This is a genomic window from Caulobacter sp. GW822-FHT07D08 (assembly GCF_058798735.1).
This window is the reverse complement of the sequence record NZ_JBXAKU010000027.1, coordinates 39,277-55,551: the sequence shown is the minus strand read 5'-3', so window position 1 is coordinate 55,551 and position 16,275 is coordinate 39,277. Positions and strand designations below refer to the sequence as shown.

The 16,275-nt window shown below is 66.5% G+C and carries 14 protein-coding genes; 1 reads left to right on the top strand and 13 read right to left on the bottom strand.

The features are described from left to right. The 13 genes from AC1RJ9_RS26770 to AC1RJ9_RS26710 all read right to left on the bottom strand — a co-directional run. Window positions 1–944: radical SAM protein (locus AC1RJ9_RS26770; protein WP_492881719.1), on the bottom strand; the 944-nt coding region annotated here is incomplete at its 3' end. Next, window positions 907–1,461: an SRPBCC family protein gene (locus tag AC1RJ9_RS26765; RefSeq protein ID WP_492841487.1), complete on the bottom strand. Its 555-nt coding sequence runs from the start codon at window positions 1,459–1,461 to the stop codon at window positions 907–909. The genes AC1RJ9_RS26770 and AC1RJ9_RS26765, both read right to left, overlap by 38 nt. A gap of 10 nt (window positions 1,462–1,471) precedes the next feature. Further along, window positions 1,472–2,116: a molybdenum cofactor guanylyltransferase gene (locus tag AC1RJ9_RS26760; RefSeq protein ID WP_492841489.1), complete on the bottom strand. Its 645-nt coding sequence runs from the start codon at window positions 2,114–2,116 to the stop codon at window positions 1,472–1,474. After that, window positions 2,113–2,778 carry a carbonic anhydrase gene (locus tag AC1RJ9_RS26755; protein ID WP_492841491.1) on the bottom strand — a complete coding sequence of 222 codons (666 nt, stop codon included), beginning with the start codon at window positions 2,776–2,778 and terminating at the stop codon, window positions 2,113–2,115. Before AC1RJ9_RS26755 ends, AC1RJ9_RS26760 begins: the two co-directional genes overlap by 4 nt. A 15-nt stretch (window positions 2,779–2,793) precedes the next feature. Next, window positions 2,794–3,339, bottom strand: coding sequence for a hemerythrin domain-containing protein (locus AC1RJ9_RS26750; RefSeq protein WP_492841493.1), 546 nt, complete (start codon window positions 3,337–3,339; stop codon window positions 2,794–2,796). Between the two features lie 28 nt (window positions 3,340–3,367). Next, the gene (locus AC1RJ9_RS26745) at window positions 3,368–4,567 is read right to left on the bottom strand and encodes an alginate export family protein (protein WP_492841495.1); all 1,200 of its coding nucleotides are present in this window, start codon (window positions 4,565–4,567) and stop codon (window positions 3,368–3,370) included. 6 nt (window positions 4,568–4,573) lie between these two features. Further along, window positions 4,574–5,680, bottom strand: a complete 1,107-nt coding sequence (locus AC1RJ9_RS26740; RefSeq protein ID WP_492841497.1) for a peptidylprolyl isomerase — start codon at window positions 5,678–5,680, stop codon at window positions 4,574–4,576. Window positions 5,681–5,684: 4 nt separating this feature from the next. Then, window positions 5,685–6,458: a respiratory nitrate reductase subunit gamma gene (gene narI / locus AC1RJ9_RS26735; RefSeq protein ID WP_492841499.1), complete on the bottom strand. Its 774-nt coding sequence runs from the start codon at window positions 6,456–6,458 to the stop codon at window positions 5,685–5,687. A 2-nt stretch (window positions 6,459–6,460) separates the two neighbouring features. Then, complete coding sequence (gene narJ / locus AC1RJ9_RS26730) at window positions 6,461–7,180, bottom strand: nitrate reductase molybdenum cofactor assembly chaperone (protein WP_492841501.1); 720 nt, start codon at window positions 7,178–7,180, stop codon at window positions 6,461–6,463. Window positions 7,181–7,184: 4 nt separating this feature from the next. After that, on the bottom strand, window positions 7,185–8,708 hold the full coding sequence (gene narH, locus AC1RJ9_RS26725) for a nitrate reductase subunit beta (RefSeq protein ID WP_492841503.1): 1,524 nt from the start codon (window positions 8,706–8,708) through the stop codon (window positions 7,185–7,187). Next, complete coding sequence (locus tag AC1RJ9_RS26720; protein WP_492841505.1) at window positions 8,705–12,436, bottom strand: nitrate reductase subunit alpha; 3,732 nt, start codon at window positions 12,434–12,436, stop codon at window positions 8,705–8,707. The genes narH and AC1RJ9_RS26720 overlap by 4 nt, the downstream gene beginning before the upstream one ends. After that, the gene (locus AC1RJ9_RS26715; RefSeq protein ID WP_492841507.1) at window positions 12,433–13,854 is read right to left on the bottom strand and encodes a NarK family nitrate/nitrite MFS transporter; all 1,422 of its coding nucleotides are present in this window, start codon (window positions 13,852–13,854) and stop codon (window positions 12,433–12,435) included. Before AC1RJ9_RS26715 ends, AC1RJ9_RS26720 begins: the two co-directional genes overlap by 4 nt. Window positions 13,855–13,868: 14 nt before the next feature. Then, window positions 13,869–15,179: an MFS transporter gene (locus AC1RJ9_RS26710; RefSeq protein ID WP_492841509.1), complete on the bottom strand. Its 1,311-nt coding sequence runs from the start codon at window positions 15,177–15,179 to the stop codon at window positions 13,869–13,871. 318 nt (window positions 15,180–15,497) lie between these two features. On the opposite strand from AC1RJ9_RS26710, the gene ftrB reads away from it, so the two are divergent. Next, entirely contained in the window at window positions 15,498–16,268 is a 771-nt protein-coding gene (gene ftrB / locus AC1RJ9_RS26705) for a transcriptional activator FtrB (RefSeq protein WP_492841565.1), read from the top strand. Window positions 16,269–16,275: the final 7 nt, after the last annotated feature.

Genomic DNA, 16,275 nt, shown 5'->3' with positions numbered 1-16,275 from the left:
TCCTCGGGCAGGGCGAAATGGTCGAGGCCGATCCGCACATAGCCTTCTGCCGCCAGCCGTTCGGCGGCGCTTTCGCTCTGGTCCAGGCGCGCCTGGGGTCCGGGCAGGGCCGCCTCGTCGATCAGCTGCTGGTGGCTCTTCATCCACGGCACGTGGGCATAGCCGAACAGGGCCAGCCGCTCGGGGCGCAGGGTCAGCAGTTGGTCCAGGGTCGACAGGGTGTTGGCGGTGGTCTGGTGGGGCAGGCCATACATCAAGTCGAGATTGATCGAGCCGACCTTGGCCTCGCGCAGCCAGGCGACGCAGTCGGCGATGTGTTCGAAGGTGTCGCGGCGATTGACCGCCGCCTGGACTTCGGGGGTGAGGTTCTGCACCCCCAGGCTGGCGCGGTTCATGCCGCGGGCGGCGGCGGCGCGCACCCAGTCCTGGGTCAGTATAGCGGGATCCATCTCGACGGCGATGTCGATGTCAGACGTCAGGTCGAAGACCTGGCTCAGGCCGTCGAAGATGGCGTCGACCTCGGCGGTCGACAACATGTTGGGGGTGCCGCCGCCGAAATGCACCGCGCCGGCCGCGAGGCGGGCGGGTAGGGCGGCGCCCAGCAGGTCAATCTCGTCGAGCAGCAGACGCACGTAGTCGCCGACCGGCTCGTGGCGGTTCACCGCCCGGGTGTTGCAGCCGCAGTACCAGCACAGCCGGGCGCAGAACGGGATGTGCAGATAGAGCGACACGGCCTGATCAGTCGGCAAGTCGCGCAGCCACGCGCCATAGGTCTGCGCGGTGACCTGCGGCGTGAACTGGGTGGCCGGCGGATAGCTGGTGTAGCGCGGCGCGCGGCCGTCATATCTGGCGATCAGGCCGGCGTCGGGGCGGGCGGACAGAGGGGCGAGGGTCGTGGCGGCGAAGTCAGGCGGGGACGGCGTTGGCCGCGGGCGTCGCGCCAAGCCCCCAAGCGGCCTGGGCGAACGCTACCGGAGCGCGATAGGCCTCGCAGGCGGCCTGGAAGCGCGCGTAGGGAAAACGAATGGGGACCTCAGCCAGGGCGGCGGCGAGCATGTCCAGATGCGCCGACCAGCCCGCGGCGGCGCGGCCGGCGTCCTCGCTGGCGGGCAGGGTCAAGCTCAGGATCAGGCGGGCGCCGTTGTTGGAGGCCTCGATCTCCCAGCGTAACGGACGGGCCGTGTCGCCCGCGCCGCTCCAGCCGTATTCCAGCAGCAGACCCGGCTCATACGCCGTCACCAAGCTGTTGATGACCACGCCGCTGTCGCCAAAGTCCAGTTGGACGGCGCCGCCGATCTCCAGCGCGATGGTTCCCGGAGCCAGCCATTGGACCAGGTCCTCGGGCTGGGTCAGGGCGGTCCACAGGCGCTCGGGCGTGGTGTCGAAGTCCCGGCGAATCCGCACGGCGATGACCTCATCCTGACGCAGGAAGGTGGTGATCGGCTCGGCAGGGTCAAACATCGGTGGTCTCCTAGACGGCAGTCTGGCCCTGGACGGGCGGCGTGGCCTTGACCCGCGTCAAGTCGGCTTGGCGACGGGGCTGCTGGGCCTGGAGCTCGGCCAGGGTGTTGAGATTGACGAACGGGTCGGGGACGATCGCGCCCCAGTCGGCCACCGCCAGACCCGTCGTTTCGGCCAATCCCCGAAGCGATGAGCGACCCTGGGCCAGGTAGTGGGACAGGGTCGACTCCACCTCGACGCTCCAGAGCCCGCAGACCGGATGCAGCCGGCCGTTGCTGGCGGGCAGGGCGACCGCGCCCCCTGAAGTCAGGACCGCGGCCAGGCGGCGGGTCAGATCGGCGGGCAGGACGGGCATGTCGCAGGCCAGGAGCTGCACCCGCGCCGCGCCGCGGGCGCGGGCGAAAGCCAGGGCGGAGGCCAGACCGGCCAAGGGGCCAGGAACGTCGGGATGATCAAACAGCAGCGGGGCGCCCACGCCGTCGCCCAATTGCCCGGCGTCGCGGACGGCGACGGCGACGTGCTCGGCATAGCCCTGGGCCAGGGCCAAGGCGCGGGCCACAAGCGAAACCTCACCCCAGGCCCGCAGCGGCTTTCCGCCGCCCATGCGCAAACCCGCGCCGCCGGCGAGGACCACAGCAACGCTCGGTTCGCTCATGCCGAGGTCCTTCGCGCGTTTCGCCGCCGCGGGGCCTCCGGCACCAGGCCGCCGACGAAGGCCATGGCCTGTTTCAAGCTACTGATGGTATTTTCCAGATCGCGCAGCAGGCCGTCGGCCGCCGAATGGACCCAGCCGTGCAGTGTCAGGGACTGGCCGCGACGCCACGCGTCCTGGACCAATGGATTACCGGCGAGATTGACCAGTTGCGCGGTCACATTGAGCTCGCAAAGCCGATTGGCTCGAGCGCCCGGATCCATGATCGTCTCCAACGCCTCGGCATGACGCGAGGCCAGGGCACGCACTGGGCCGAGCCAGCGATCAAGGAGATCAATCGGCGCGTTGGACAGCGCCGCGGCCATGACCCCACAGCCATAGTGGCCGCAAACCACGATATGTCGCACTTTCAAGACTTCCAGCGAGAACTGAAGGCTGGACAGCAATCCGACGTCCAGAGGCGGGGCTAGGTTTCCCGGATTGGTATGATGGAAGATCGCGCCGGGCGGCAGATCGGTCAGCTCCTGTCCAGAGAGCCTGCTATCGGCGCAGCCCAGCCAGAGGTAATCGGTCTGGCGCTCAGCTGCCGTGCGCCTGAAAAACTCGCTATCGTTATAGCGGCCGGCGACCCAGGCCATGTTGCTGGTCAGCAGATCTTCGGTCATGCCCTGCCTGTTCCTTTAGTCAACAACAGCGCTGAGCAGGTGACCGCGACGAGCCGCGAGCCGGCGGCCCAGAGTCGTCAGGTCGTCAGGTGTCAGGCGCAGGCGCGCGATCGGCAAGACGATGGCGTTCTCCAGGCCCAGGTGACGGCGTTCCTGGGCGGCGAAAGCGATCATGGCCTTGCGCTGCGCGGGATCTAGGCCTGGAGCGCAGCGGCGCTCCAGGCAGGCTTGCAGATGCGCGCGCACCGCGCCGGCCTGGACCACGTCGGCCCGATGCTCGGCCGACAGCATGCCCAGCACCCGCTCGACATCGTCTCCCGCTTCGCAGCGCCGCCGCAAAAGCGGGAAGAAGTCCTCCTCCTCGTCGATCACATGCAACGGCAGGTCGTGATCGAGGAAGCCGATCAGCTGGAAGAGCATCGGGCCGTCGAACACCATGGCCGCGGCGGCCATCTCGATCATTTTGCAGGCCTGCCGATGACGATAGTGCTCGGCGAAGAACCACTCAATCGGCTCGGCCAGCAGATGCAGGGGAATGGCCTCGATCTGGGTCGTCGTCATAGCGTCCTCATCGGGCCGGGCCCGTGGATCAGAGCTTGTAGGCGAGCGTCAGCCATACCTTGGTGCGGTCGCGATAGGCTGGTTGGTCGCCGTCGAACGCCGCCGCCGCCAGCTCCGCCGACAACCTCGACGTCAGCGGCGCCGAGATGGCCAGGTCCAGCTCATCGCCCAGTCGGGCGTCGCCGCGCGCGGCGTCGAAGCGATGCGCGGCCGCCTGCAGCTTGATGGGGTGAGCCTTGGAGGCGGTCAGGTTGGTGGAGGCGGCCAGCTGCAAATCGCGCACGCCGCTGGCCGGGGTGGTCAGGAAGACGTCAGCCCAGCCCTGGAAGGCGTGCAAGGTGGCCAGCGGGGTCTGGAAGCCGCGGCTTCCGTCGCCGTCCAGGCGCTCGATCCCCAGCGCCACGGCGCTGGTTTTGGTCTTTAGGCCCGCCATCAGGTTCAGATAGTCGAGGCTGAAGGCGGCCGGGCTGTTGGCGTAGTCGCCTTGCCGGGCGTACTGCACCTCATAGGTGAGCGTCAGGTCCGAGCGCAAGGGACGCGCGCCGCTCAGCCGGATGTCGTAGGTGGCGCTGGACTGGGTCGGAGCGTTGGCGAAGTCCAGCAGGTAGGCGCTGGCCGAGACCTGGCCGATCGGGGTCTTGGCGGCGATCTGGGCGACATGGGAGTCGCTACGCCAGCTTCCCTGGGCATGACCGTCGCCAAGGATACGGTGGACCTTGTCCAGATAGGCATAGGTCAGGCTGAGCTTGGGCGAGGGGCGATAGACCAGGGTCACCGCATCGAAGGTCTGTTCGGTCTGGCGAAAGCCGACATTGCCGATGAAGCGGGCGTTGTCGAGGATCAGGCGCTGGCGACCCACGGTGGCGCCGCCCGTCGCGCCGCCGCCGAGCGGACCGGTCCAGGACAGCTGCAGACGGTTGAGCTGGGTCGTTTCAGGATCGGCGACCACCGGATAGGCCGTCTTGCCGTTGATCTGGCTGTTGTAGCGGCCGTCCAGGGCGGTGACGTTTTCGCCCTCGACCAGCAGCTTCAGGCCGTGAACGGCGGCGGTCTCGTAGCCGAGGCGCGTGCGCAGCGTCAGGGCCTGGGCGTCCTTGGACAGGCCGTCCTGGGAGACGGCCTCGTAGCGAAGGCGGGCGTCGAGCAGGATTTGGCCGCGGGCTGGTTCGGCGGCCTGGGCCAGGTTGGGAAGGGCCGCGGCCAGGGGCAGCAGCCAGAGGATACGCATGAGGATCTAGACTTTCCGGAAGATCGTATAGGTGCGCGCTTTGGGCGTGAGCCGGGTGCGCAGCAGGGAAGCGATGGCGGCGATGGCCGGATCTTCGGCCCCTTGGGCCGCGGAGATCAGATGGGTCCAGGACTCGTCTCCGGCGGTGTTCACGAAGTCCTGAACGGCGCGCTGCACGAAGGTCTCGACATCGACGCCGGCCGCCGAAGCGGCCGTGCGCACGCGTGTGGCCAAGTCCGGGTCGCAGGTGTCGAGCCAGGCCTCGAGACCGGCCGCCGAGGCGCCGGCCAGCCGTTCGCCTAGGGACAGCGCCCCGGTGTCGAAGCGACCGTCACGGGTCAGGCTGAAGGCCACGCCCAGGCCCCTGGCGCGATCGGCCAGGTCGGACACGTAACGCGTGGCCGCCGCCGTCCAGGCCCGGCTCTCCAGATGTAGCCGGATCTTGTCCTCGACATACTCGAAGGGCAGCTCGCGCCCCTCGATGCGGCGATCCAGCTTGAGGACATGCCAGCCGAACCGCGAGCGCACCGGCTGATTGAGAACCTGGCCAGGCTTTAAAGCGACCAAGGCCTGTTCGATCTCACTGACCACATCCCCTGGACCAAGTTGTCCCAAGGAGCCGCCGACCTCGCTCGACGGGCAGCTCGACAGGGCCTTAGCGAGGGCGGCGAACTGGCCGGGGCTGTTGACCAGGGTCGCCACCGCGTCGAGCGCCGTCAGACGGGCGGCCTCCCAGTGGGCGTCCTCCGCGCCTTGCGGGGCGATGAGGATATGGGCCGCCTCGACCAGGGCGGGGCTGGTGAAGCGTTCGCGCTGGGTGTCGTAGATCCGTCGGCAGAGCTCGGTGGTAGGGGTCTCGATATCGACCTCCTCGTCGAGGACGGCGCGGATCAAGGCTTCCTCGTCGGTTTCTTCGCGATCGGCCGCATCGCGCTCGGGCTCAGGGCGCAGGCCTAACTCGTCGGCGCGATGCAGGAGTAGAGCCCGCACGGCCAGGACCTTGCCCGCGGCCCGACGGGCCTCCATCGCTGAAAGGCTGGGATGGTTCTGGGCTTCCTGGGCGATCAGGAACTCGGGAATCTCGACGCCGTCGACAACGGTGGTGGCGGTCATTCGGCTACTCCCGGGTCTTGAAGGAAGAGGGCGGCCACACCGCTTCGATCTTGTCGCGATAGACCGGCGCGGCCGGCTCGGGGGAGATCGGCATGCCGCGCTTGGTGCGCACCAGCTGCCAGCCGCGGCGATTGAGGTACCAGACCGGCGCAGACAGCATGTGGACCAGGCGCGTGAACGGGAACAGCAGCAGGATGGTCATCCCGAGCACCAGGTGCAGCTTGAAGATCGGGTTCACGTCGGCGACCGCGCTGGCGATGCCCGGCCGGAAGGTGAAGACCCCCTGGGCCCAGGTCATGAACTTGACCATCTCGTGGCCGTCCAGGTGCTGCAGGGAGACGGGAATGGTCGACAGGCCCAGGATCAGTTGAACCATCAGGATCACCAGGATGGCGATGTCGCTGAAGCTGGACGTCTTGCGGATGCGCGGATCAAACAATCGCCGATGCAAGAGCAGCAGGCCGCCGGCCAGGCACATCACCCCCGCCAGGCCGCCAGCGACGATGGCCAGGATCTGCTTGGCGCCGTGCGGAATATGCAGGGCGTCGAACACCCAGATCGGCGTCAGCAAACCCACGAAGTGGCCGCCGAAGATCACCAGCACGCCGACGTGGAACAGCACCGAGCCAAGCATCAGCTGGCGACGGCGCAGCAGCTGGGATGAGCCCGAGCGCCAGGTATATTGCTCGCGATCGAAGCGCAGAACGCTGCCGAGCACCAGCACCGCCAGGCAGATATAGGGATAGACCCCGAACAAGAGTTGGTTGAGCACGGCCATGATCAGGCTCCTTGGGGGGCGCCGGCGCGAGCCCGGCGTGGAACGCGGCCCGGTTCGGCCTGCATGGCTTCGACCAGAGCGCCGGCCTTGGGGCAGCCGACATCCGAAGGACCGAAGGTGACGGCGGTTTCGGCCCAGGCCTTGTCGAGACCTTCGAGATCGTCGGGATCCTCGTCAGGCTCGCTGAGCAGGGCCGCCAAGGCCCCCGGATCGGCCTTTTGGGACGCCAGACTGGCCAGGGCGCCGAAGATCGCGCGATAGGGGCTGTCGCGCTTTTTGAGGCGCTCGCCCATGGCGTCCAGAACGTGGGTCGCCTCACCGAGCAGCGAAGAGGCCTCGGCGTCGGGCAGGATCGACAGGAACTCCAGGAACACCGGCAGGAAGTCGGGCAATTCGTTGGCCGTCAGCTCCAGGCCCTTGGTGCGGTAGAGTTCCAGAAGCGCGACCATGGCCTCGCCGCGATCGCGGCTTTCGCCATGGACGTGCTCATAGAGATTGAGCGACAGGGAGCGCGTGCGATCAAACAGATCGGTGTAGCGCTCTTGCAGGTCATAGATATCGTCGTTGCTCAGGATCGAGGCGAGACCGCCCAAGGCCTTGACCAGGGGCGCTGGCAGCAGGTTTTCCTTGATGATCTCCCCCAGCGCATAGGGCGTGGCGTCCTGCACTTGCGGGCTCGGATAGGTCAGGAGCAGGGCAAGCGCCTTGTAGGTGCGGGCCATGACTTTAGGCCTCCATGGGGGTCTTGGCGCGCGAGCGCGGATTGGAGCCGAACAGGCCCAGCTCGGTGCGGCCGCCCGAGCAGCCATTGCCGAAGGTGAAGCCGCAGGAGCCGCGCAGGTCGTAGGCGTCCTCGGCCGCCTCGCGGTGGGCCGAGGGAATAACAAAGCGGTCCTCATAGTTGGCGATGGCCATGTAGCGGTACATGTCCTCCACCTGGGCGGCGGTCAGGCCGACCTTGTTGGCGATGGCGTGGTCGATGCGGCCATCGACGGTCTTGGCGCGCATGAAGCCGCGCATGGCCAACATCCGCTCCAGGGCCTGAACGACCGGCGGCTCGTTGCCGGCGGTCAGCAGGTTGGCCAGGTAGCGCACCGGGATGCGCAGCGAGGCGACGTCGGGCATGTCGCCGTCCATCTCCAGCGCTCCGGCCGAGGCGGCCGACTGGATCGGTGACAGTGGCGGCACGTACCAGACCATCGGCAGGGTGCGGTATTCGGGGTGCAGCGGGAAGGCGACCTTCCAGTCGATCGCCATCTTGTAGACCGGGCTCTTGCGGGCCGCGTCCAGCCAGGCCTCGGGAATGCCGTCGGCGCGCGCCTGGGCGATCACCGCCGGGTCGTTGGGATCCAGGAAGATATCGATCTGGGCCTGGTAGAGGTCCTTCTCGTCAGCCGTGGAGGCGGCGGCCTGGATGCGGTCGGCGTCATAGAGCAGTACGCCCAGATAGCGGATGCGGCCGACGCAGGTCTCCGAACATACGGTCGGTTGACCCGCCTCGATGCGCGGGAAGCAGAAGGTGCACTTCTCCGACTTCCCCGATTCCCAGTTGTAGTAGATCTTCTTGTAGGGGCAGGCCGAGACGCACATCCGCCAGCCGCGGCACTTGTCCTGGTCGATCAGGACGATGCCGTCCTCCTCGCGCTTGTAGATCGCGCCCGACGGGCAGGCGGCCACGCAGGTGGGGTTGAGGCAATGTTCGCAGAGCCTCGGCAGATACATCATGAAGGTGTTTTCGAACTGGCCGTAGATCTCCTTCTCGACGCCCTCGAAATTGGCGTCGGCCGAGCGCTTGGAGAACTCGCCGCCCAGGATTTCCTCCCAGTTGGGACCCCATTCGATCTTCTCCATCCGCTGGCCGGTGATCTTCGAGCGTGGCCGCGCGGTGGGGAAGTTCTTCATCTCCGGGGCGTTCTGCAGGTGGGCGTAGTCGAAGTCGAACGGCTCGTAATAGTCGTCGATCTCGGGCAGGTCGGGATTGGCGAAGATCTTGGCCAGGATGCGCCATTTGGCGCCCATCTTCGGTTCGATCTTGCCATTGGCCTTACGGACCCAGCCGCCGTTCCACTTCTTCTGGTTCTCCCAATCCTTGGGAAAGCCGATGCCGGGCTTTGTCTCGACGTTGTTGAACCAGGCGTACTCGACGCCCTCACGGTTGGTCCAAACGTTCTTGCAGGTGACCGAGCAGGTGTGACACCCGATACACTTGTCCAGGTTCAGCACCATGCCGATTTGCGCGCGCACCTTCATTGGGCGAAGTCCTTCTGAACGAGCGTTTCTTCGAGCCAGTCGATCTTGGTCATCTTGCGCACGACCACGAATTCGTCGCGGTTGGAGCCAACGGTGCCGTAGTAGTTGAAGCCGTAGGCTAGCTGGGCGTAGCCGCCGATCATGTGGGTCGGCTTGAGCACGGTGCGGGTGCAGGAGTTGTGGATTCCGCCGCGCAGGCCGGTGATCTCCGAGCCTGGCGTGTTCACGATCTTTTCCTGGGCGTGGTACATGAAGGTTGTGCCTTCACGGATGCGCTGGGAGACCACGACCCGGGCGGTCAGGGCGCCGTTGGCGTTGAAGACCTCGATCCAGTCGTTGTCGACCAGGCCGGCTTTCCTGGCGTCGACCTCCGACACCCAGACCACCGGTCCCCCGCGGTTGAGGGTCAGCATCATCAGGTTGTCGCTATAGGTGGAGTGGATGCCCCACTTCTGGTGCGGGGTGATGAAGTTGAGGACGATCTCCTTCTCGCCATTGGGCTTGGCGCCCATGACGTGAGTGGTCTTCAGGTCGATGGGCGGGCGATAGACGCACAACGCCTCGCCGAAGGCCCGCATCCACAGGTGATCCTGATAGAGTTGCTGGCGGCCGGTCAGGGTTCGCCACGGGATCAACTCGTGGACGTTGGTGTAGCCGGCCGTGTAGCAGACCTTCTCGCTCTCGATGCCCGACCAGGTCGGCGACGAGATGATCTTGCGCGGCTGGGCCAGGAGGTCGCGGAAGCGGATCTTCTCGTCTTCCTTGGGCATGGCCAGATGGACGTGTTCGCGGCCGGTCTGCTTTTCGAGCGCCCCCCAGGCCTTGACCGCCACCTCGCCATTGGTCTCCGGCGCCAGCATCAGGATGGTTTCGCAGGCGTCGATGTCGCTCTCGATGCGCGCCAGACCCTGGGTCTGGCCCTCCTCGAGCACCTCGCCGTTCAACGCCTTGAGCAGATCGACCTCGTGGTCGGTCTTCCAGCCGATGCCCTTGCCGCCGTTGCCGCTCTTGGCCAGCAGCGGGCCAAGCGCGGTGAAGCGCTTGTAGGTGTTGGGGTAGTCGCGCTCGACGATGGTGATCTGCGGCATGGTCTTGCCGGGGATCGCCTCGCACTCGCCCTTGGACCAGTCGCGGACGTCGAAGGGCTGGGCCAGCTCGGCGGCGCTATCGTGCTGGATGGGGGTCAGGACGACGTCCTGTTCCACGCCCAGCACCTCCGGCGCGATCTTGGAGAAGGTCTTGGCGATGGCCTTGAAGATCTCCCAGTCCGATTTCGACTCCCAGCCCGGATCCACGGCCGCGCTCAGCGGGTGGATGAAGGGGTGCATGTCGGAGGTGTTGAGATCGTTTTTTTCGTACCAGGTGGCGGTCGGCAGGACGATGTCGGAATAGACCGCCGTGGTCGACATGCGGAAGTCGAGGGTGACCAGCAGGTCGAGCTTTCCTTCCGGCGCCTCGTCATGCCAGGCGACCTCGGTCGGCTTGACCCCGCCCGTCTGGCCCAGGTCCTTGCCCTGCACCCCGTGCGAGGCCCCCAGCAGGTGCTTGAGGAAGTATTCGTGGCCCTTGCCCGAGGAGCCGAGCAGGTTGGAGCGCCAGACGAACATGTTGCGCGGCCAGTTGGCCGGGTCGTCCGGATCCATGCACGACATCTCGAGCTCGCCGCTCTTGAGCTGGTCGAGCGCATAGGCCTTGGCGTCCTGGCCCTTGGCGGCGGCGGCCTTGGCCACTTCCAGCGGGTTGGTCTTCAGGGCCGGGGCCGAGGGCAACCAGCCCATGCGTTCGGCCTTGGCGTTGAAGTCGATCATCGAGCCGTTCCACACGCCGTCGGGCGCGGTCGGGGAGAGGATCTCGTCCATGCCGACCGTCTCGTAGCGCCACTGGTCGCTGTGGGCGTAGAAGAACGAAGTGGAGTTCTGCTGCCTTGGCGGCTTGATCCAGTCGGTGGCGAAGGCCAGCGGCGCCCAGCCGGTCTGCGGCCGCAGCTTTTCCTGGCCGACATAGTGCGACCAGCCGCCGCCTGACTGGCCCACGCACCCGCACATCACCAGCATGTTGATGGCGGCGCGGTAGTTCATGTCCATGTGGTACCAGTGGTTCATCGCCGCGCCGATGATGATCATCGACTTGCCGTCGGTCTTCTCGGCGTTGCCGGCGAAGCCGCGGGCCACGGCCAGGATCTGGTCACGCGGCACCGAGGTGATGGCTTCGGCCCAGGCCGGGGAATAGGGCTGGACGTCGTCATGGTCGGCCGGCATGTGATCGCCGCCAAAACCCTGGTCGACGCCATAATTGGCCAGGAACAGGTCGTAGACGCAGGCCACCAGGGTCTCGCCCTCGGGCAGTATCATCCGCTTGACCGGCACGTTGCGCACCAGCACGTCGGGGTGGTCGGTCATGGCGAAGCCGTTTGTGGCCGCGCCGCCGAAATAGGGGAAGCGCACGCCGACGACGTCGTCATGAACGCCCTTGAGGCCCAGGCGCAGGGTGGTCTCACGGCCGGCCCCGTCCTTTTCCTCCAGGTTCCACTTGCCATCTTCGCCCCAGCGGAAGCCGATCGAGCCGCCTGGGACCACCACCTGGCCGGTGGCGTCGTCCAGCGCGACGGTCTTCCAATCGGGGTTGTTGGTCTCGCCTAGGGCCTGGTCGAACTCGGCGGCGCGCAGCAGGCGCTCGGGCACATAGGCGCCGTCCTGTGGGACCAGGCGCACCAGCATCGGCAGGTCGGAGTACTTGCGCAGATAGTCGCGGAAGTAGGGGACCTGGCGGTCGACGTGGAACTCCTTGAGGATCACGTGGCCAAAGGCCATGCCCAGGGCCGCGTCGGTGCCCTGCTTGACCGCCAGCCACAGGTCGGAGAACTTGGAGGCCTCCGAATAGTCGGGACAGATCACCACCGACTTGGCGCCGCGATAGCGCGCCTCGGTGTAGAAGTGGGCGTCGGGGGTGCGGGTCTGCGGGACGTTGGAGCCCCACAGGATCATGAAGCTGGAATTGAACCAGTCGGCGCTTTCGGCGACGTCGGTCTGCTCGCCCCAGGTCTGAGGCGAGGCCGGCGGCAGGTCGCAGTACCAGTCATAGAACGAGCCGCAGACCCCGCCGATCAGCTGCAGATAGCGGGCCCCAGCGGCGTAGGAGACCATGGACATGGCCGGGATCGGCGAGAAGCCGAACACCCGGTCAGGGCCATGGGCCTTGATGGTGTGGGCGTTGGCCGCGGCGATGATCTCAGTGACCTCGTCCCAGGTGGCGCGGATGAAGCCGCCGCCGCCGCGCCGGGTCACATAGTCGGCGCGCTGGGCCGGGTCGTTCTGGATCGAGGCCCAGGCGGCCACAGGGCTGCGGGTGACCCGAGCCGCCCGCCACAGCTTCAGCAGGCGCGAGCGGATCAGCGGGTATTTCACCCGGTTGGCCGAATAGAGATACCAGCTGTAGCTGGCGCCGCGGGCGCAGCCGCGCGGCTCGTGGTTTGGCAGTTCCGGCCGGGTGCGCGGATAGTCCGTCTGCTGGGTTTCCCAAGTGACGATGCCGCCCTTGACATAGATCTTCCAGGAGCACGAGCCGGTGCAGTTCACCCCGTGGGTGGAGCGCACGATCTTGTCGTGCTGCCAGCGGTTTCGGTAGGCCTGTTCCCAGGTGCGGTCGTCATCGTTCATGACGCCGTGGCCGTCGGAGAACAACTCGGTCTTGCGCGTGAAGAAGGCAAGACGGTCCAGGGTATGGCTCATTGGGCGGGAACCTTGATGAGGGCGGGCGCGGAGGTGTGCAGCAGCGAAGCCTTGCGGCCGTAGAAGGCCCAGTTGACGACCACGCAGCTGATGTAGAAGCCCAGGAACAGGTAGAGGGCGAACTGGGGATCACCGGTGGCCTTTAGCGAGTCGCCGAACGCCTTGGGGATGAAGAAGCCGCCGAAGGCGCCGACGGCCGAGGTGAAGCCGACGATGGCCGCCGACTCCATTTCCGCGGCGCGCTGGCGGGCCTCGAGGGGCGCGCCCGGCATCAGCCGGGGCATGTCGGCGCGGACGATGGCGGGGATCATCTGGAAGGTCGAGGCGTTGCCGACCCCGGTCCAGAAGAACAGCCACAGGAAGCTGACGAAGAAGATCGGGAAGGAGGGCGCCGCGCCATAGGCGCCGACTCCGGCCAGCACGCCCAGGACACCGACGGTCAGGGCCAGGAACGCCCAGTGGGTGACGCGCTCGCCGCCGAAGCGGTCGGAGATCCCGCCGGTCAGGGCGCGGGAGGCCGCGCCAATCAGCGGACCCAGGAAGGCCAGCTGCAGGACGTTGATGTCCGGAAACAGGGTCTTGGTCAGCAGCGGGAAGGCGGCCGAGAAGCCGAGGAAGGAGCCGAAGGTGCCCAGATAGAGCCAGCACATGATCCAGTTGTGCTTGCGGGTGAAGATCACCGCCTGGGTCGAGAAGGAGGCCTTGGCCGACGCAAGGTCGTTCATGCCAAACCAGGCGGCCACGGCGGCGATGACGATGAAGGGGACCCAGACATAGGCGGCGTTCTGCAGCCAGATCGACTTGGCCACGCCGTGCTCGACGATGGTCTGGGGCGCGCCGACCAGCGGGCCAAACAGCGCCAGGCCGATCACCACCGGCACCAGGAACTGCATGACGCTGACGCCGAGATTGCCAAAGCCGGCGTTGACGCCGAGCGCCGCGCCCTTTTCGCTCTTGGGGAAGAAGAACGAGATATTGGCCATCGAGGAGGCGAAGTTGCCGCCGCCCAGGCCGCAGGCCAGGGCCAGCAGGACGAAGACGCTGTAAGGGGTCTCCGGGTGCTGCACCACCACCCCGATGCCGATGGCCGGGATCAGCAGCGACAGGGTGGCCAGGGCCGTCCAGCGCCGCCCACCGACGATCGGCACCATGAAGCTGTAGAAGATCCGCAGGGTGGCGCCTGACAGCGCGGGCAGGGCGGCCAGCCAGAACAACTGCTCAGTGGTGAACTTGAAGCCGACCAGCTTGAGTTTGGCGATGACCATCGACCAGACCATCCAGACCGAGAAGGCCAGGAGGAGGTTGGGCACCGAGATCCACAGATTGCGGGTGGCGACGCGCTTGCCGGTTTCACTCCAGAACGCGGCGTCCTCGGGACGCCAGTCGGTGATCACCGGGCTAGGTTTGGAAGTCGACATCGATTGCGCCTTACTCACGAGTGAGCGGGAGGGTTGGCGACGCGCCCGCCGGGCGCGGCGAAGGAGGTGGTTTTGGACAGGCCGGCCATTTCCGGAAACTCCGGCAGGTTGGCCAGTTGGGGCGCGTTAGCGCGCTCCATCCGGCCGATGGCCAGGTGCATCCAGGTCAGGGCGCCGGCGACCAGGACGAACAGCAGCATGAAGCAGCTGGTCCAGACGCCGGTAAGGTCGTTGAGAGCCCCGAAGGCGATCGGCATGATGAAGCCGCCTAGGCCGCCGACCATGCCGACCAGACCGCCGACCGAGCCGACATGGTCGGGGTAGTAGACCGGAATGTGTTTGTAGACCGCCGCCTTGCCCAGGCTCATGGCGAAGCCGAGGGCGAACAGCAGGATCACGAATGGGACCAGGCCTGTGGCTAAGCGGAAGGTGATCGGCCCATGCACCCCGTCGACCACGTAGCTGGTGGCCGGATAGGACAGTAGGAAGGCGCAAACCACGCTGATCCCAAAAGTCAGATACATGACCTTGCGAGCGCCGATCTTGTCCGACAGCCAGCCGCCGAAGACGCGAAATAGCGAGCCGGGGATGGAATAGGCGGCCGCCAGCATGCCCGCGGCGACAATGTCGAGGTGATAGACCGCGACCAGATAGTGCGGCAGCCACAGGGCCAGGGCCACGAAGCCGCCGAACACGAAGAAGTAGTAGAGGGCGAATCGCCAGACCTGCAGCTTGCGCAGCGGGGCCAGCTGGGCGCTGGTGGCCTGCGGCTTGGCGCCTGTGCGGCGGCGGGTCAGCAGGTCGGGCTCGTCCTTGGTGGTCAGGAAGAAGGCGACCGCCAGCAGGGCCAGCGCTCCGGCCCAGATCTGGGCCACGCCCTGCCAGCCGAGCGCCAGCATCACGAAGGGGGCGGCGAACTTGGTGACGGCGGCGCCGACATTGCCCGCCCCGAATATGCCCAGCGCCGCGCCCTGGCGCTCCTTGGGAAAAAACTTGGAGACATAGGCCACGCCGACCGCGAACGAGCCGCCGGCCAGGCCCACGCCTAGGGCCGCCAGCAGAAACTGCGGATAGGTCTGGGCGTAGGACAACAGGAAGGTCGCCGCCGCCGCTGACAGCATGACCAGCAGATTGACCAAGCGGCCGCCATATTGCTCGGTCCAGACGCCCAGGAACACCCGGACTAGCGAACCGGTCAGGATCGGGGTGCCGACCAGCAGGCCAAACTGCGCCTCGCTCAGCCCCAGGTCCTGCTTGATCTTGACGCCGATGATCGAGAACACCGTCCATACCGCGAAACAGGCGGTGAAGGCGATCGTGCTCATCGTTAGGGCCGATCCGGCTCCCTGTTGTGATGGCGTCGCCGTCTGCATGTCTGCCCCCAAATCGCGCACGACAACATCTGCCGCGAGCAATCTATTGCGGGGGGAGGCTTCGGCGCATTTGATAAGCATCAAGCAAAGCGAAATAACCGACGTTCACTTATGAGTATTCGGTGCGGCAAAAGGGCACGGTTTTATTTCATCAATCGCAATTGACTAACGCGTCAAGTATGCGATTGATAGTCATCAAGCGACGCGTCATTAGTCGGGTTGACCTGCGTCAAGGCCGCCCGGTCGCGACGACGCCATGAGGGAGGCATGATGAGAAGCGCTGATCTCGACCGTGTCAGGAGTCTGCCCTTGTTCGGCGTGATGTCGGACGAGGCGTTCAGGAACGTCACCGGCGGCGCCTTCCTGCAGAAGTTTCCGGCCGGTACGACCCTGCTCACCGAGGGCGACGCGGTCGACTTCCTCTATGTGCTGCTCGACGGCAGCGTCGAACTGGGCGCGACCTGGAATGACAAGGACACCACCCTGGCGGTGCTGCGGCCGGTCTCCACCTTCATCCTGGCCGCCGTGGTGCTCGACGCCGACGCCCTGATGAGCGCCCAGACGATCGAACGGTCCGACATCCTGATGTTGTCGGGAGAGGCTCTGCGTCGGGCGATGAAGGAGGACGCCGCCTTCGGCTTCGCCGTGGCCCAGGAATTGTCGGGCTGCTATCGCGGCCTGGTGCGGGCCATCAAAAACCAGAAGCTGCGCGGCGGGCTCGAGCGGCTGGCCAACTATCTGATCACCCAGAAGGTGCGCCAGGGCGGGGCAGACACCTTCACCCTGCCGCACGAAAAGCGCCTGCTCGCCTCGGTGCTGGGCATGACGCCGGAGAACCTGTCGCGGGCCTTCGCGGCGATCGCCGACTATGGCGTAGTGGTCAACGGACCGCGGGTGACGATCGCCCGGCCGGTGGTGCTGGAGCGCCTGGCCAAGCCCGATCCCCTGATCGACAACCACACCCTGCCCACCGATGCGCCGACCGGCAAGGCGCAGCGCGAGCGCTGGCCGACGGCGCGGGATATTCGCTCGGTCCCCTAAGCTCGGC

Excerpts from the sequence above, each read along its gene's own strand:
- AC1RJ9_RS26765 (WP_492841487.1), bottom strand. The coding sequence starts at position 1,461 with ATGTTTGACCCTGCCGAGCCGATCACCACCTTCCTGCGTCAGGATGAG.
- AC1RJ9_RS26760 (WP_492841489.1), bottom strand. The coding sequence starts at position 2,116 with ATGAGCGAACCGAGCGTTGCTGTGGTCCTCGCCGGCGGCGCGGGTTTG.
- AC1RJ9_RS26755 (WP_492841491.1), bottom strand. The coding sequence starts at position 2,778 with ATGACCGAAGATCTGCTGACCAGCAACATGGCCTGGGTCGCCGGCCGC.
- AC1RJ9_RS26750 (WP_492841493.1), bottom strand. The coding sequence starts at position 3,339 with ATGACGACGACCCAGATCGAGGCCATTCCCCTGCATCTGCTGGCCGAG.
- AC1RJ9_RS26745 (WP_492841495.1), bottom strand. The coding sequence starts at position 4,567 with ATGCGTATCCTCTGGCTGCTGCCCCTGGCCGCGGCCCTTCCCAACCTG.
- AC1RJ9_RS26740 (WP_492841497.1), bottom strand. The coding sequence starts at position 5,680 with ATGACCGCCACCACCGTTGTCGACGGCGTCGAGATTCCCGAGTTCCTG.
- narI (WP_492841499.1), bottom strand. The coding sequence starts at position 6,458 with ATGGCCGTGCTCAACCAACTCTTGTTCGGGGTCTATCCCTATATCTGC.
- narJ (WP_492841501.1), bottom strand. The coding sequence starts at position 7,180 with ATGGCCCGCACCTACAAGGCGCTTGCCCTGCTCCTGACCTATCCGAGC.
- narH (WP_492841503.1), bottom strand. The coding sequence starts at position 8,708 with ATGAAGGTGCGCGCGCAAATCGGCATGGTGCTGAACCTGGACAAGTGT.
- AC1RJ9_RS26720 (WP_492841505.1), bottom strand. The coding sequence starts at position 12,436 with ATGAGCCATACCCTGGACCGTCTTGCCTTCTTCACGCGCAAGACCGAG.
- AC1RJ9_RS26715 (WP_492841507.1), bottom strand. The coding sequence starts at position 13,854 with ATGTCGACTTCCAAACCTAGCCCGGTGATCACCGACTGGCGTCCCGAG.
- AC1RJ9_RS26710 (WP_492841509.1), bottom strand. The coding sequence starts at position 15,179 with ATGAGCACGATCGCCTTCACCGCCTGTTTCGCGGTATGGACGGTGTTC.
- ftrB (WP_492841565.1), top strand. The coding sequence starts at position 15,498 with ATGAGAAGCGCTGATCTCGACCGTGTCAGGAGTCTGCCCTTGTTCGGC.